Below are 14819 nucleotides of genomic sequence, written 5' to 3' on the forward strand. Positions count from 1 at the left end.
CGCATTGAAGCGGCGCTCGGCAATCAGGCGAGCGGCTGTTCCGGAATGGGTGCGAACAGCCACGCCTCTGCATCTTCGATGCTCGAGAAGGTTGCCGCATCCTGACGCACCTGAGCGACGCGTTGTGCCTGCATGCGCGCCAGTGACGCGCCACCGACCACGGCGACCCGACGTGCTTTCAACGGCACCGCCAGCATTTGCGTCATGAACGCCCCGACCACGTCTTGCGACTGGATTACAGCTTTACGCGCATCGAACAACAGCACGTAATCTCCCGACCTGTACCCGAGAGAACGGACCAGTTCCTGCTCCTGGCGGAAGAATGCGGCGACCTCTTCCACCTCAAGGAACCCTTCAAGCGTCGCCCGAACCAACGCCCGCGATGTATCCGTCTCGATAGTCAGCATGTCTGTTCGCCCCGGCTACTCATCCTGCCCCGGTACATGAAGGAGATTAATGCCGCGATTATGGTGCGGTCGGGTCGATTGACTGACCATTGCGCTTGGCGACACGCTCTGCTGTCCAGTTTTGCAGCATCTGCGTGGTGCACCCGGTCTGCCCGCCCGTGCCTACCGGCGAACAGGTATCGGGCAGGCCACCTGCCTCACGACCGACTTGATCCATCATCGCCGTGCGGTTGACCCAGCTCTGATTCTGCGCCGGGATCGGCTTCTTGTCGCGCAGCGGCTTGGGGATGCGAAACGGCTCGTCAACGCGTGAACATACCACCACCTCATCCGGGGTGCTCGCCTTCGGGCATGGTGTCGTGCCGGTCAGCGCGATGTTGCGAATGCGCTTCACCGGCTGTCCGGTCTCCGCCTGCTCTGCCACGCCGGCGTGATCCTCGCGTGCCATCACGTCCGCGGCAGTGATGGTGTCGCCCGATTGCGCGGCAGGCTTGGCGGTCGTAGCCGGTGCCTGCGCGGCGGCCATCATCGGCAAGGTCAGGGCAGCAACGAACATCAGGGCGCGAACCATCGTGATAATCTCCTTGCGGGCCGAACGCTCAGACCCGGCGAAACGCTCCATCCGGAATAGAGCCGAACGCCGCCGAAAACGCGGCCAAATCGGGGCGGTGTTGCGCTGTGTGTCACAAAGGCTATGGCAAGCGTCATGATCCTCGTCATCGACAATTACGACAGCTTCACCTGGAACCTCGTCCATTACCTGATGGAGCTCGGCGCCGAGGTTAAGGTCGTGCGCAACGATGCGCTCACCGCCGCCGACGCGGTCGCGAGCAACGCGCAAGGTTTCCTGATCTCGCCCGGACCGAAATCCCCCAACGAGGCCGGCATCAGCCTCGATCTCGTCGCCGCCTGCGCGGACGCCGGCAAACCGCTGATGGGCGTGTGCCTCGGGCATCAGGCGATCGGCCAGCATTTCGGTGGCAGCGTGGTGCGCGGCGGGCTGATGCACGGTAAGACCTCCCCCGTCACCCATGACGGGACCGGCCTCTTCGAAGGCTTGCCTTCCCCGTTCATCGCCACCCGCTACCATTCGCTGATCGTCGAGGATTTACCGGCCGGCCTGATTGTCAACGCGCGCGCCGACGATGGATCGGTGATGGGTGTGCGGCACGAAACCCTTCCGATCCACGGCGTACAGTTTCACCCCGAGAGCATCGCCACCGAACATGGCCACGCGCTGCTCGCCAACTTCGTGCGACTGTCAGGCATCGACGTGAAGGCGCTCGCGTGACCACGATCGCTCTGCTCCCCGACCCGGAGACGCCGCTGTCGCGCGAAAGCGCTGGCGAGGCGTTCGCCACGATCCTCGATGGCGCCGCGCCGGACGATCTCACCACGGACTTTCTGACCCGTCTGGCGATCCGCGGCGAGACCAGCATCGAAATCGCCGCCGCCGCCCGCGCGCTTCGCGAACGGATGATCGCGATCGACGCCCCTAAAGACGCGATCGACGTGTGCGGCACCGGCGGCGACGGGCACCACACGCTCAACGTATCAACCGCGGTTTCGATCGTCGTAGCCGCGTGCGGCGTGCCCGTTGCCAAGCACGGCAATCGCGCAGCCTCCTCAAAAGCGGGCGCTGCCGACACGCTGGAGATGCTGGGCCTCGATCTCGACCGCGCGGCGCGGGATGCCGAGGGGAGCCTTGCCGACATCGGCATCGCGTTCCTGTTTGCCGCCAGTCATCACCCCGCGATGAAGCGCCTCGCGCCGATCCGGCGCGCGATCGGCCGACGAACGATCTTCAATCTGATGGGTCCGCTCGCCAATCCGGCGCGCGTGACGCGCCAGTTGATCGGCATCGCCCGCCCGGATTACGCCATCACCTATGCCGAAGCGCTGCGCGATCTCGGGACCGAACGCGCGCTCGTCGTCGCAGGTGAGGACTCGCTCGACGAGCTGTCCTGTGCCGGATCGAGCGTCGCGGTCTCGATCGGGCCGCTCGGCCTCGGCGACCGCATTACGCCCCAGGATGCCGGCCTGCCCTGCCATCCGCTTTCCGCCATTCGTGGTGGCGATCCGGCCCACAACGCGCGCGCGCTGCGCGCGTTATTGCGAGGCGAGCGCGGGCCGTACCGCGACGCCGTTCTCCTCAACGCCGCAGCCGCGCTGATCGTCGCAGGCACCGCGGATACCCTGAGCGAAGGCGCGGAAACCGCCGCCGCTGCGCTCGACGATGGGCGCGCGAATGCGCTGCTCGACAGATGGATCGCTTACCGATGACCGACGTGCTCGACCGTATCCTCGAAACCAAGCGCGCCGACGTCGCCGCGCGTAAGGCGACCACGTCGCTCGCCGAACTGGATAAGCGCATTGCCGCGCGCACGAAACCGCGCGGGTTCCGCGCCGCGCTCGATGCGAAGGCGCAAACCGGTTATGCGTTGGTTGCCGAAATCAAGAAGGCCAGCCCGTCCAAGGGTCTGATCCGCGAGAATTTCGATCCCCCAGCCCATGCGGCCGCGTACCAAGCCGGCGGCGCGGCATGCCTGTCGGTGCTGACGGATGAGCCGTGGTTCCAGGGTTGCGATGACTATCTCACCACCGCGCGTGAAGCGTGCACGCTGCCGGTGCTGCGCAAGGACTTCATGGTCGATCCATGGCAAGCGCCGGAGTCGCGCGGGTTGGGAGCGGACTGCATCCTGCTGATCGTCGCCGCGCTCGACGATGGTCTGCTCGCCGACATCGAGGCAAGCGCGATGGAGTGCGACATGGACGTACTGGTCGAGGTCCACGACGCGAAGGAGATGGAGCGCGCCTTGAAGCTCAAGTCGCGGCTGATCGGCGTGAACAACCGCAACCTGCGCGACTTCACCGTCGATTTCGCCCGCACCTATGAACTGGTGTCGAAAGCACCGAAGGATTGCACCTTCGTCGCCGAAAGCGGTCTGACCACGCGCGCCGATCTCGACGCGATGGCCGAACATGGCATCAAATGCTTCCTGATCGGCGAGGCGCTGATGCGGCAGGACGATCTCGAAGCGGCGACACGGGCGCTGGTCGGATGAGTAATCTGACGCATCTCGACGAGAGCGGTGCCGCGCACATGGTCGATGTCGGCGGCAAGATCGTCACCGCGCGACAAGCAATCGCCACCGGTCACATCGCCATGTCGGCAGAGGCCGCGCATGCGATCCGCTCAGGCACCGCGCTGAAAGGCGACGTCCTGGCCGTCGCTCGCATCGCGGGTATCATGGCGGCGAAACGCACCAGTGAGGTGATCCCTTTATGTCATCCGTTGCCGTTGACCCGGGTGGCGATCGATCTCGTACCCGAGACAGATGGCGTGACCGTGACCGCCACCGCCGCAACCGAGGGTAAGACCGGCGTCGAGATGGAGGCGCTCACCGCGGCGAGCGTGGCCCTGCTGACGATCTACGACATGGCGAAGGCGATCGATAAGGCGATGGTGATCTCCGGCATCCGCCTGCTCGAGAAGCGCGGGGGCAAGTCGGGCGACTGGAACGCCCCGACCCAGGTGTCCGCCTGAATGGCAGCGCTACTGCCGGTCGATGAGGCTGTTGCGCGATTGCTGGCGTTGGCGGACCCGGTCGCACACGAGGATGCCCCGATCCGGCTCGCTGCCGGCCGCTGGGCTGCCGCCGACGTACCAGCGCTCCGCACGCAACCGGCGAGCGACTTGTCCGCGATGGACGGTTATGCGCTGCGTTTTGCCGACCTGCACGGCCCGCTATACGTGATCGGCGAAAGCGCCGCCGGCAGACCATTCGACAAGGTTCTTCGCCCGGGCGAAGCCGTCCGTATTTTCACCGGGGCGGCGATGCCCGACGGCTCCGACACCGTATTGGTACAGGAAGAAGCACGCCGAGACGGCGAACGGCTGATCGTAACAGGCGACGGCCCGGCGCGGCTCGGCCGTAACGTTCGGCGCAAGGGGCTAGATTTCACCGCGGGCGACATACTGGTCACGCGGGGTGAGCGACTCACACCAGCGCGGATCGCCGTCGCGGCGACCGGCGGACACGGCACGTTGCCTGTGCACCGGCCGTTGCGCGTGGCTACGGTCGCGACAGGAGACGAGCTGGCGGCACCGGGCGCGCCGCTGTCACCGGGCGCGCTACCGGAATCAAACGGTGCGATGCTCGCGGCGATGCTTGCCGATCTGCCTGTCGAGATCGTCGACCTCGGCATTCTACCCGATCGTCTCGACACCATCACCCAGGTATTTGCGGCGGTTCGGGCGGACATTCTCGTCACCACGGGTGGCGCGTCGGTTGGCGACCACGATCTGGTCCGACCGGCGCTCGAAGCTGCCGGTGGGAAGCTCGACTTCTGGAAAATCGCGCTGCGGCCGGGTAAGCCGATGCTCGCGGGGCGATTGAACGACGTGGTCGTGCTCGGCCTCCCGGGCAATCCCGTGTCCGCATTCGTCACCGCGACATTGTTCCTGCGTCCGCTCATCGCTCATATGGCTGGCGCCGCCCAACCCCTGCCGCGCCGCGCCTCCGCGATATTGGGCGAAGATCTGCCTGCCAACGATCACCGCGCCGACTATCTACGCGCCGAAACGCGCGGCGGTCACGTGTACGTCGCCGCGATCCAGGACAGCTCGATGTTACGCACGCTCGCGCGCGCTGACTGCCTCGTTATCCGCCCGCCCAATGCTCCGGCGGCAAAAGCCGCCGACTCGGTGGAAATCCTGCCGCTTTCGTGATGGATCGGCCTTGACGAGGGTAATGTCGTTCCATATTGGTTCCTCATCTGTTCGGATGGAGGAACGTCGATGCTCACTCGCAAGCAGCACGAGCTGATTTGCTTCATCAATGATCGCCTCGAGGAGACCGGCGTATCCCCTTCGTTTGAGGAAATGAAGGAGGCGCTCGACCTCAAGTCGAAGTCGGGTGTCCATCGCCTGATCAGCGCGCTGGAGGAGCGGCAATTCATCCGCAGACTGCCCAACAGAGCACGAGCCCTCGAAGTGCTGCGTATGCCGGAGCGGATCGCACCGGCAAAGAAAGTGGCTTCGCTGCCCGAACCGGCTGCCGCTTCCAACGTCCGTACCATGCCGCAGCCTGCGAACGACGTGATCGAAATTCCGTTGCATGGCCGTATCGCCGCCGGCGTGCCGATCGAGGCTTTCGAGGGGCAGTCTATGCTTGCAGTCCCGGCTGCCTTGCTGGGCGGTGGTGAACATTACGCGCTCGAAGTTGCCGGCGATTCGATGGTCGACGCCGGCATCCTGGATGGCGATTACGCGCTGATCCGGCGCACCGAGACTGCGCGGGACGGTGAGATCGTGGTGGCGCTGATCGAAGAGGCTGAAGCCACGCTCAAGTATTTCCGCCGCGAGGGCGCGATGGTTCGGCTTGATCCTGCCAATCGCTCCTACGACCCGCAGCGCTACGCACCCGCGCAGGTGCGGATCCAGGGTAAGCTCGCCGGGTTGCTGCGCCGCTACGATTGATCCGCCATGGGTGGCGGTCGCCCGGCTGGTTAACGGTGGTCACGGTAGCGGTCGAGAACGTCACCGCCACGCCACCGGTTTTCGCCAGCATCGCCTTGTTGAGCTTGAGCCAGCGTGGGCGGCAGGCACGTGGCAGGTTGCGATCACTAATGACGATATCGACAGTCGTGCATAACGGCACGAGTTGTTCGGTTGGAACGAAGTAGCCGCTTCGTGTGGCCAGAATGCGCCAGCGCCGACCGCCGCTGCTGCGCTGAACGAGGCACACGTCCCGGCTGCACCGCGCATCGGGCTGCTCGGACAGCAGCAACGGCACGCCGACGATACCACCATTCTCGGCAAAGGTGTTTGCGGTGTAGTCGCCAGTTCGGTCGCGCAGCACGGCGACATTGCCGGCGGCTGTGCGAATAGCAGCATGTCGACCATCGCTGGTTACCAGCAAGTCCGGAACGGGTGTGAGCAGCGCCCAAGTCGCACCGATCACCAGCGGCACGGCACCGACACGTCGCCACCGCGTCCGCCACAAGGCGATCCACAAGCCACCCACGACCATCAGCGCGTAGGCGCCGGTCGGCATCGCCGGGATGGAGGCAACGGCTCCCGGCAGCGCGGCGACCGAGTGCGCGATCCACAACAGCAGGTCGAGAGAACGAGCCGTCACCCACCAGAACGGGCAGCCTGCGCCAATTACGTCGAACACCAGCGCGAGCGCTTCGAACGGCATGGTGACGAACGTGGTGAGCGGGATCGCGATGATGTTGGCGACCGATCCATACACGCCGGCACGGTGAAAATGGAACGCCGAAATCGGGATCAGCGCCAGTTCAACAACCACGCCGGTGAACAACAACGACAGCAGCCCACGCGCGATCGCTCGCCACCGCTTCTCCTCATGTGGGCCGAACCAGCGCTTCACTGCCGGATGTTCATGCAGCGACACGATCGCCGCAACCGCCGCAAACGACAGTTGGAAGCTTGGGCCAGCCAGTGCCTCCGGATACAGCACCAGCACCACGAACGCACCCGCCGCAACCAGTCGCAACGTAATCGCCTCACGCCCCATCATCAGCGCCGCCAGCACCAGCAGCGCCGCCACGCACGATCGCACCGTCGGCACCTCCGCCCCGGTCAGCAGCGTGTAGCCGATCGCCGCGACGGCTCCCGCGCCGGCCGAGATCATCGGCACGCGCCAGCGCAAGGCGACCCACGGGCTGAGCGCCAGTAGCCGCCCGACGATCAGCATCACGGCACCGACTGCGGCGGTTATGTGCAGCCCGCTGACCGACAGCAGATGCGCCAGCCCCGATCTGCGCATCGCATCGGCGTCACCCTCTGAGATCGCATTTTGGTCGCCTGTCGCCAGCGCTGCCGCGATCGCGCCCGCTCCCCCGGGGGCGCTATGCTGGATATGAAGCGATAGCGCCGCGCGAAGGCGGCCTAGCCCCAATTCACTGCCGCGCGTTCCGGGGGTCAGCACCGTCACCGGCGCGAGCCCGCGACCGGTCGCGCCGATCCCGTCGAACCAGGCGACACGCGCAAAATCGTACGCGCCGGGCACCGCCGGACCAGGCGGCGGCATCAGCCGCGCGCCGAGCCGGATCGTCGCCCCCTCGTTCATCCCCGCTGGCACATCGCCGCTGGCGAGATTGATCCGGAGGTGCGCGGGCAAACTTGGCTCGGGGCGTCTGCCATCACCGATAACGCGTAGTGGCGTGAGCCGCAGCCGTACAAGGTCGCGCGCGGCAAGCGGCTCGACCCGCTCCACCCGCGCCTCAAACCGCGCGATGACCGGTGCGGCGATCGGCACCACAGCGATGGACTCAGCGCGCGCCCATATCAGTAGAACCCCAAAAGCGGTCAACATGGCCCCCGCGGCAAGCGCCCGCCCGGCCCGCCCGCCACGCCCCACCGCGAGCGCGGCAAGCGACACCCCGCCTGCCACCAGCGCAACGACGCTCCACGCAAGTGGATCGGGCAGCACGAGCCATAGCGCGATGCCGAGACCCAGCATCACCGGCAGCCACAGCACCAACTGATCGCGCTCGGCCTCTAGCCAGCGCTCGATCGAGACCCCAAATGCGACGTGCCAGCCGATTTGAAGCGGCCGGGGTCGCGTGCTAGGGGCGGCGTCGGCTGAACTGGCCATCGTTTTCACGTCTGGGAGACAGCGCGGTTGAGCGCAACATCTGATAGCGCGTCGGCCGAAATCGCCACGCCCCGTACCGCAAAGGTCGTGACCCGGTTCGCGCCGTCGCCGACCGGTTATCTGCACATTGGCGGCGCCCGTACGGCGTTGTTCAACTGGCTCTACGCCAAGAGCATGGGCGGCACGTTCCTGCTGCGGATCGAGGATACCGACCGCGCCCGCTCGACCCAGCCGGCAATCGACGCGATCCTTACCTCGATGCGCTGGCTCGGCCTTGATTGGGACGGCGACGCGGTGTTCCAGTTCCAGCGCGCCGCGCGGCATGCCGAAGTCGCACACCAAATGGTCGCGAACGGCCACGCCTATCGCTGTTACATGACGCAGGACGAACTCGCCGAAATGCGCGCGGAGGCGGAAGCGGCCAAGCGGCCGTTACGCGTGCGCAGCCCCTGGCGCGACCGCGACCCTGCCGAGGGTGGCGACAAGCCGTACGTCGTGCGTCTCAAGGCGCCGACTGACGGTGCCACCACGATTGTCGATCAGGTACAGGGCAGCATTACCGTCCAGAATGCCGAATTGGACGATCTCATCCTGCTGCGCTCGGACGGCACGCCGACCTATATGCTCGCGGTGGTGGTGGACGATCACGACATGGGCGTGACGCATGTCATCCGTGGCGACGATCACCTCAACAACGCGTTTCGCCAGCTTCCCATCATCACGGCGATGGGGTGGCCCGAACCGGTCTATGCGCATGTGCCGATGATCCACGGACCTGACGGCGGCAAGCTTTCCAAGCGGCACGGCGCTGTCGGTGTCGAATATTACCGCGACGAACTCGGCATGTTGCCCGAGGCGGTCGATAACTACCTGCTGCGGCTCGGCTGGGGGCACGGCGATGACGAGATCATCAGCCGTGCGCAGGCTATCGAATGGTTCGACCTGTCCGGCATCGGGAAATCGCCGTCGCGATTCGACATCAAGAAACTGGAAAATCTCAACGGCCATTACATCCGCGAGGCGGATGATGCGCGATTGGCCGAACTCGTCGCCGAGCGATGCGATCCCCCGCTCGCGGACACGCAACGCACGTTGCTGGAGCAGGCGATGCCCTCGCTGAAGCCCCGCGCGGCGAGCCTGATCGAGCTGGCGGACGGCGCGCAATTCCTGTTTCGCAGCCGCCCGCTTGAGATCGCGCCGGAGGCTGCGCCGCTGGTCGCCGGAAACGCGCCACAGCTCCTTGCTGCGCTGCACACGGCGCTTGACGCGCTCGACCGCTGGGATACGGAGAGTACCGAGTCTGCGGTTCGGCAGGTTGCCGAGGATGCGGGGGTCAAGCTTGGCCAGGTCGCGCAGCCGCTGCGCGTCGCCTTGACCGGCCGCAAGACCTCGCCCGGCATCTTCGACGTGCTTGTGCTGCTTGGGCGCGATGAAAGCCTGGGCCGGATCGCCGATCAGATAAAGAACTGAATAGAGGAACTGAAACCGATGACCGACACCGCGAAACTGAGTGTAGCCGGCAAGGACGTTGAGAACGCGGTGCTTTCGGGCACGGTTGGCCCCGACGTGATCGATATCCGCAAGCTGTATGCGCAGACCGGCATGTTCACGTACGATCCCGGCTTCACCTCGACGGCGAGCTGCGATTCCGCGATCACCTATATCGACGGCGACGAGGGCGTGCTGCTCCACCGCGGCTATCCGATCGGCCAGCTGGCGGAACAGTCGACGTTCATGGAGACGTGCTACCTGCTCCTCAACGGAGAACTGCCGTCGAAAGACGAACTTGCCAAGTTCGACCACACTATCACGCGCCACACGATGCTGCACGAACAGCTCGCCACCTTCTACAAGGGCTTCCGCCGCGATGCGCACCCGATGGCGGTGATGTGCGGCGTGGTCGGCGCGCTGTCGGCGTTCTACCAGGATTCGGCGGACGTCACCGATCCGATGCAGCGCATGATCGCCAGCCACCGCCTGATCGCCAAGATGCCGACGATCGCGGCGATGGCGTACAAATATTCGGTCGGTCAGCCGTTCATGCATCCGCGCAACGACCTCAGCTACACCGGCAATTTCCTCCAGATGACGTTCGGCGTTCCCGCCGAGCCGTATGAGGTCAACCCGATCGTCGAAAAGGCGATGGACCGCATCTTCATTCTCCACGCCGATCACGAACAGAACGCATCGACCTCGACGGTACGGCTCGCCGGTTCGTCGGGTGCGAACCCGTTCGCGTGCATCGCGGCGGGCATCGCCTGCCTGTGGGGCCCGGCGCATGGCGGCGCCAACGAAGCGGCGCTCAACATGCTGCGCGAGATCGGCACGCCCGACAAGATCCCGGAGTATATCGCGCGCGCCAAGGACAAGAACGATCCGTTCCGCCTGATGGGCTTCGGCCACCGCGTGTACAAGAACTACGATCCGCGCGCGACGGTGATGCAGAAGACCGTGCGCGAGGTGTTCGAGTCGCTCAACGTCACCGATCCGGTGTTCGAGACGGCGCTGCGGCTTGAGGAAATCGCGCTGAGCGATCCGTACTTCATCGAGAAGAAGCTGTTCCCGAACGTCGATTTCTATTCGGGCATCATCCTCTCGGCGATCGGCTTCCCGACCACGATGTTCACCGCGCTGTTCGCACTCGCTCGCACCGTCGGCTGGGTCGCGCAGTGGAACGAGATGATCTCGGATCCGGCGCAGAAGATCGGCCGCCCGCGCCAGCTCTACACCGGCGCGACCCAGCGCGATTACGTGCCCGTCAGTGGCCGCTAAGAACGCGATCCGCGTCGTGCTCCTCATCGCCGGCGCGCTTGCGCTGGCGATGGGGCTGCTGTGGATCGGGCAAGGGCTTGGCCTGATCCGCTGGCCGGCGTCGAGCTTCATGATCGATGAGCGCCGCTGGACGCTGTACGGCGCGGTGCTGGTCGTTGCGGGCGTGCTGCTGATCGCCAGGAACCGGCGCATCCGCTGAATCTAGGGAGCTGGTTCCAAGCGGCTGACTCGCTCGGGCTGACCGACATCCTGCCTGGCGCAGCGATCCTACAGCCAGTTCAGCCGCTTGAACCGCCAGTACAGCACGCTGCACACTACCACGATGATGACGAGCGTCAGCGGATAGCCATATTCCCACTTCAGCTCGGGCATATGTTCGAAGTTCATGCCGTAGATGCCGGCGATCGCGGTCGGCACCGCCAGGATCGCCGCCCAGGCGGCAAGCTGTCGGGTGATATCGCCGGTACGCTGCCCCTCCAGCAGATTGCTGATCTCGAACACCGACGTCAGCACGTCCCGCAAGCCGTCGACCATCGATTGTACGCGCCGAATATGGTCGAGGACGTCGCTGAAATACGGCCGCGCCTCCGGGTCGATGCACGGCAGCTCGAGCCGCACGAACTTGCCCGCCACCTCGCCCATCGGCACAAGCACGCGCTGGAACCGCATCAGTTCACGGCGCAGCGCGAAGATGCGCGCCACCTCGCCGCGATTCAGGAACGTATCGAGCGCGCGCCGCTCCATTGCGATCACATCCTCCTCGATCGTTTCGACGATGGGCAGATAGCCGTCCGCAATGAAATCAAGGATCGCGTGCAGCACGTAGTCGACACCCTGCGCAAGAAGGGTCGGCGCTTTTTCGAGATTGTCGCGCAGGCTGACATGCTTGCGCGGCGACCCGTGTCGGACGCTGATGATATGGCTGTGCCCGACGAAAATTGACGTTTCACCGTAGATGATCTTGTCACCCTCAAGGTGCGCGGTGCGCGCCACCACGAACACCTGATCGCCATAGACGTCGACCTTGGGCAACTGATCCGCCTTCAGCGCGTCCTCGATCGCGAGCGGGTGAAGATCATACGTTTTTTGCAGACGCCGCAGTTCCGCCTCGTCCGGGTCTGCGATCCCGATCCAAACGAATTCGGATTTGTCGTGCGCGCAGTCGACCTTTTCTTCGATGTCGATCTCCCGCACCCGCGCCCCGTGGCGGTACAAATAGGCGGCAATCACGCTCATCGGCAAAGCCCTTGGTAGTCCAGTATGGCGCGCGGTAGCAGACCGTTAGCGTGCCGTCAGCGTCTTCGCGCAAAACATCGACGCGGACGTCAGGTTGCGGCATAGCGGCGCGATGCCGCGCGAGATCACCGCTTATTCCAATCCGCTCATCAAGCGCATGCGTGCGCTTCGAGAGAAGCGCCACCGCCGCGAAGAGGGGCTGTTTCTCGCCGAGGGATTGCGCATCCTGACCGAAGCACGCGAGAGCGGCCGGTTGCCGATCTACCTGTTCTACGCTCGCGACAGTGCCGCGCATCCGCTGGTTCGCACCTTAATCGAGCAGGTCGAGGCTGCCGGTGGCGAGGCGATCGAGACGGTGGCCGACATCCTGTCGAAGCTGTCCGGCAAGGACAACCCGCAGGCGGTGGTCGGCGTGTTCGAGGAGTTCGCGCAGCCCCTTACCGCGCTCGACCGTCAAAGCTCGAGTATCTGGCTGGTAGCGGAGCGGCTGCGCGATCCCGGCAATCTCGGCACGATCCTGCGCACTGGAGACGCAGTCGGCGCGGGCGGGCTGATCCTGATCGGCGAATGCGTCGATCCGTTTTCCGTCGAGGCTGTGCGTGCCAGCATGGGGGCGTTGTTCACCGTGCCGATCGTGCAGAGCGGCTGGGACCCGTTTCTCGCCTGGCTACGCGCCGGCCCGGGGCAGCTCGTTGGGCTGAGCCTCGATACCGACCAACATTACCGAACCGCGACGTACGCGAAGCCAACATTCCTCCTCACCGGTAACGAGGCGCAAGGCATGCCGCCGGAATATGCGCAGGCGTGCGATCTGCTCGTCAAGATTCCCATGCTTGGTAAGGCGGATAGCCTGAACGCGGCGGTGGCGACCGCGGTGATGGCCTATGAAGTGTTGGCCCGCGGGTAAGCGGCGCACGGCAAACCTGTACCTGACACTACAATGACATTCAGCAACGATACGAATCGCGGTGCTTAGAACCAAGTTACTCGATGAGCTTGGAAAGGATCGTTCGATGAAGAGTCTGAAAATTGCGGCCGCTGTTGGCCTGATGGTTGCTGGCGTGGGCGTCTCCACCAGCGCGGATGCGCAGCGTTACGATCATGGCGATCGGCGCGACTGGCGCGGTGGCCATCATGAAGGGCGGGACTGGCGCGATGGTCGTCGTGGCTATTACGGCCATGATCGCGGCTACGGCTATGGCCGTAGCGGCTATGGTTATAATCGCGGTTGGCACGGCCGGCGCGATTGCCGGACGACCTATCGGTATCACCGCCCCGTGACGGTCTGCTACCGCTAAGAAGCACAGGGGGCGGCGGAGCGATCCGCCGCCCCTTCTCTGTCAGTCGCCGGTCAGGATGCGATCGACCAGTTCCTTCACCGTCGGCACGAAGCCGTTCGAGTAGAATGGGTCACGCTTGAACTGATAGGCTCCATGCCCGGCGAACATTAAATTCTGTTCGACGTCGCCGCCATGCGCGATATCCTGCAAAGTCTTCTGGATGCAGAAACTGCGCGGATCGGCCAGCCGCCCGGTCGAGTTGGTCTCGCTATCCGCCCAGGACGAGAACGAGCATTGGCTGAGGCAGCCCATGCAATCCGCCTGATCCTTGCGGATAACGCCTTTCTCTACGGGCGTCACGAACACCAAAGTATTGTCCGGCGTCTTGAGCGCGTCGGTAAAACCTGCGCCGAACCATTCGCGCGCGCGCAGCAGATCGTTGCGCGTCACCCAGAAGTTTTTGCCCTTCACGCCGACATCAAGCTGGAACACGTGGTCGCCCGCTTCCTGCGTCGAGAAGGCGATCTGCCGGTCCGACCGTGCTTCGAGCTGGCGGAGAAACGGGTTGAGCACCGCGCTCGAATAGAAACCGGTCGGCGAAAATTTGTGCAGCAGCACCTCGCCTTCCTGGATATTGGTCAGCCGCGCCTTCCACGCCTCGGGAATCGGGCTTTCCTTGGTCAGCAGCGGTCGCGTGCCGAACTGAAACGCGATCGTGCCGAGTTCGGGATTGTCGATCCAGTCGCTCCAGTCGCGTAGGTACCAGACGCCGCCCGCCATCACGATCGGCACTTCGTCGGAAATGCCGCCCTCGCGCATCGTGTCGCGCAGCGCTTTCACGCGCGGATAAGGATCTTCCGGCTTGCGCGGATCTTCCGCATTGGACAGGCCGTTGTGCCCGCCAGCCAGCCACGGGTCTTCGTACACCACCGCCGCCAGCCACTCGGACGCCTTGGAATAGGCGCGCTTCCACAGAGCGCGAAATGCCCGGCCCGAACTGACGATCGGCAGATAGCTGACGTCGTAGGAGGAAGCGATCTCGGACAATTTATACGGCATGCCCGCCCCGCAGGTTACGCCCGAAACGAGGCCGCGCGTGCGCTCCAGCACGCCATGCAGGATTCGCTGAGCGCCGCCCATCTCCCACAGCACGTTGATGTTGATCGCACCCTTGCCGCCGGCGATGTCGAACGCGCGGCGCACCTGCTGTACGGCACCCTCGATCGCGAACTCGATCAGTTCCTCGTGCCGCTCGCGCCGGGTCAGCGATTTATACACTTGCGGAATGATTTTGCCGTCGGGATCGTAGCTGTCGGCGTTGACCGCCGACACGGTACCGATCCCGCCTGCCGCCGCCCAGGCGCCCGCGCTCGCGTGATTGGTCGCGGCGACGCCTTTTCCGCCCTCCACCAACGGCCAGACCTCGCGGCCGTTGTACATGATGGGCTTCAAACCTTTGAACACCGAACTCTCCCGGAAACAACTCAAACCGTCCT

General features: G+C 64.8%; 15 protein-coding genes and 1 pseudogene. 11 read left to right on the forward strand and 5 right to left on the reverse strand.

Annotation, left to right across the window (positions count from 1 at the left end; genetic code table 11):
- Positions 1-23 precede the first annotated feature (23 nt).
- Entirely contained in the window at positions 24-407 is a 384-nt protein-coding gene (locus tag L8F97_RS03810) for a hypothetical protein (RefSeq protein ID WP_242146643.1), read from the reverse strand.
- Positions 408-465: 58 nt separating this feature from the next.
- Positions 466-978, reverse strand: a complete 513-nt coding sequence (locus tag L8F97_RS03815; RefSeq protein WP_242146644.1) for a hypothetical protein — start codon at positions 976-978, stop codon at positions 466-468.
- 135 nt (positions 979-1113) lie between these two features.
- On the opposite strand from L8F97_RS03815, the gene L8F97_RS03820 reads away from it, so the two are divergent.
- The 6 genes from L8F97_RS03820 (at position 1114) to lexA (ending at position 5889) form a co-directional block, all read left to right on the forward strand.
- Positions 1114-1698: an anthranilate synthase component II gene (locus L8F97_RS03820; RefSeq protein WP_242146645.1), complete on the forward strand. Its 585-nt coding sequence runs from the start codon at positions 1114-1116 to the stop codon at positions 1696-1698.
- Positions 1695-2690: an anthranilate phosphoribosyltransferase gene (trpD, locus tag L8F97_RS03825; protein WP_242146646.1), complete on the forward strand. Its 996-nt coding sequence runs from the start codon at positions 1695-1697 to the stop codon at positions 2688-2690. Before L8F97_RS03820 ends, trpD begins: the two co-directional genes overlap by 4 nt.
- On the forward strand, positions 2687-3472 hold the full coding sequence (gene trpC / locus L8F97_RS03830; protein ID WP_242146647.1) for an indole-3-glycerol phosphate synthase TrpC: 786 nt from the start codon (positions 2687-2689) through the stop codon (positions 3470-3472). Before trpD ends, trpC begins: the two co-directional genes overlap by 4 nt.
- Entirely contained in the window at positions 3469-3954 is a 486-nt protein-coding gene (gene moaC / locus L8F97_RS03835) for a cyclic pyranopterin monophosphate synthase MoaC (RefSeq protein WP_242146648.1), read from the forward strand. The genes trpC and moaC overlap by 4 nt, the downstream gene beginning before the upstream one ends.
- The gene (glp, locus tag L8F97_RS03840) at positions 3955-5139 is read left to right on the forward strand and encodes a gephyrin-like molybdotransferase Glp (protein WP_242146649.1); all 1185 of its coding nucleotides are present in this window, start codon (positions 3955-3957) and stop codon (positions 5137-5139) included. It abuts the gene before it with no gap.
- A gap of 69 nt (positions 5140-5208) precedes the next feature.
- Positions 5209-5889 carry a transcriptional repressor LexA gene (gene lexA, locus L8F97_RS03845; RefSeq protein ID WP_242146650.1) on the forward strand — a complete coding sequence of 227 codons (681 nt, stop codon included), beginning with the start codon at positions 5209-5211 and terminating at the stop codon, positions 5887-5889.
- Here lexA and L8F97_RS03850 read toward each other — a convergent pair.
- Positions 5861-8035: pseudogene (locus tag L8F97_RS03850) on the reverse strand (ComEC/Rec2 family competence protein); the annotation flags it as partial. The gene lexA and the pseudogene L8F97_RS03850 overlap by 29 nt on opposite strands.
- Before the next feature lie 27 nt (positions 8036-8062).
- Here L8F97_RS03850 and gltX point away from each other — a divergent pair.
- The 3 genes from gltX to L8F97_RS03865 are packed head-to-tail and all read left to right on the forward strand — an operon-like array spanning position 8063 to position 11006.
- Entirely contained in the window at positions 8063-9505 is a 1443-nt protein-coding gene (gene gltX, locus L8F97_RS03855) for a glutamate--tRNA ligase (protein ID WP_242146651.1), read from the forward strand.
- 18 nt (positions 9506-9523) lie between these two features.
- Positions 9524-10807, forward strand: a complete 1284-nt coding sequence (locus L8F97_RS03860) for a citrate synthase (RefSeq protein ID WP_242146652.1) — start codon at positions 9524-9526, stop codon at positions 10805-10807.
- On the forward strand, positions 10797-11006 hold the full coding sequence (locus L8F97_RS03865) for a hypothetical protein (RefSeq protein ID WP_242146653.1): 210 nt from the start codon (positions 10797-10799) through the stop codon (positions 11004-11006). The genes L8F97_RS03860 and L8F97_RS03865 overlap by 11 nt, the downstream gene beginning before the upstream one ends.
- Positions 11007-11074: 68 nt before the next feature.
- Here L8F97_RS03865 and L8F97_RS03870 read toward each other — a convergent pair whose 3' ends face one another.
- Entirely contained in the window at positions 11075-12043 is a 969-nt protein-coding gene (locus L8F97_RS03870) for a magnesium and cobalt transport protein CorA (protein ID WP_242146654.1), read from the reverse strand.
- 112 nt (positions 12044-12155) lie between these two features.
- Between L8F97_RS03870 and L8F97_RS03875 the strand changes: the two genes are divergently transcribed.
- On the forward strand, positions 12156-12950 hold the full coding sequence (locus L8F97_RS03875) for a TrmH family RNA methyltransferase (protein ID WP_242146655.1): 795 nt from the start codon (positions 12156-12158) through the stop codon (positions 12948-12950).
- A gap of 106 nt (positions 12951-13056) precedes the next feature.
- A complete protein-coding gene (locus L8F97_RS03880; RefSeq protein ID WP_242146656.1) occupies positions 13057-13341 on the forward strand; it encodes a hypothetical protein in 285 nt (94 codons plus the stop codon).
- A gap of 42 nt (positions 13342-13383) precedes the next feature.
- Here L8F97_RS03880 and L8F97_RS03885 read toward each other — a convergent pair whose 3' ends face one another.
- Positions 13384-14787 (reverse strand): NAD(P)H-dependent flavin oxidoreductase, encoded by a 1404-nt coding sequence (locus L8F97_RS03885; protein WP_242146657.1) that lies wholly within the window; start codon positions 14785-14787, stop codon positions 13384-13386.
- Positions 14788-14819: the final 32 nt, after the last annotated feature.

Origin of the sequence: Sphingomonas sp. BAUL-RG-20F-R05-02 (assembly GCF_022662305.1) — a bacterium.
In the GTDB taxonomy this organism is placed as follows: domain Bacteria; phylum Pseudomonadota; class Alphaproteobacteria; order Sphingomonadales; family Sphingomonadaceae; genus Sphingomonas.

What these genes read in the sequence shown, in the direction of transcription:
- L8F97_RS03815 (WP_242146644.1), bottom strand. Translation starts at nt 978, where the DNA reads ATGGTTCGCGCCCTGATGTTCGTTGCTGCCCTGACCTTGCCGATGATG.
- L8F97_RS03810 (WP_242146643.1), bottom strand. Translation starts at nt 407, where the DNA reads ATGCTGACTATCGAGACGGATACATCGCGGGCGTTGGTTCGGGCGACG.
- L8F97_RS03875 (WP_242146655.1), top strand. Translation starts at nt 12,156, where the DNA reads ATGCCGCGCGAGATCACCGCTTATTCCAATCCGCTCATCAAGCGCATG.
- moaC (WP_242146648.1), top strand. Translation starts at nt 3,469, where the DNA reads ATGAGTAATCTGACGCATCTCGACGAGAGCGGTGCCGCGCACATGGTC.
- lexA (WP_242146650.1), top strand. Translation starts at nt 5,209, where the DNA reads ATGCTCACTCGCAAGCAGCACGAGCTGATTTGCTTCATCAATGATCGC.
- L8F97_RS03870 (WP_242146654.1), bottom strand. Translation starts at nt 12,043, where the DNA reads ATGAGCGTGATTGCCGCCTATTTGTACCGCCACGGGGCGCGGGTGCGG.
- L8F97_RS03860 (WP_242146652.1), top strand. Translation starts at nt 9,524, where the DNA reads ATGACCGACACCGCGAAACTGAGTGTAGCCGGCAAGGACGTTGAGAAC.
- L8F97_RS03820 (WP_242146645.1), top strand. Translation starts at nt 1,114, where the DNA reads ATGATCCTCGTCATCGACAATTACGACAGCTTCACCTGGAACCTCGTC.
- L8F97_RS03880 (WP_242146656.1), top strand. Translation starts at nt 13,057, where the DNA reads ATGAAGAGTCTGAAAATTGCGGCCGCTGTTGGCCTGATGGTTGCTGGC.
- trpC (WP_242146647.1), top strand. Translation starts at nt 2,687, where the DNA reads ATGACCGACGTGCTCGACCGTATCCTCGAAACCAAGCGCGCCGACGTC.
- glp (WP_242146649.1), top strand. Translation starts at nt 3,955, where the DNA reads ATGGCAGCGCTACTGCCGGTCGATGAGGCTGTTGCGCGATTGCTGGCG.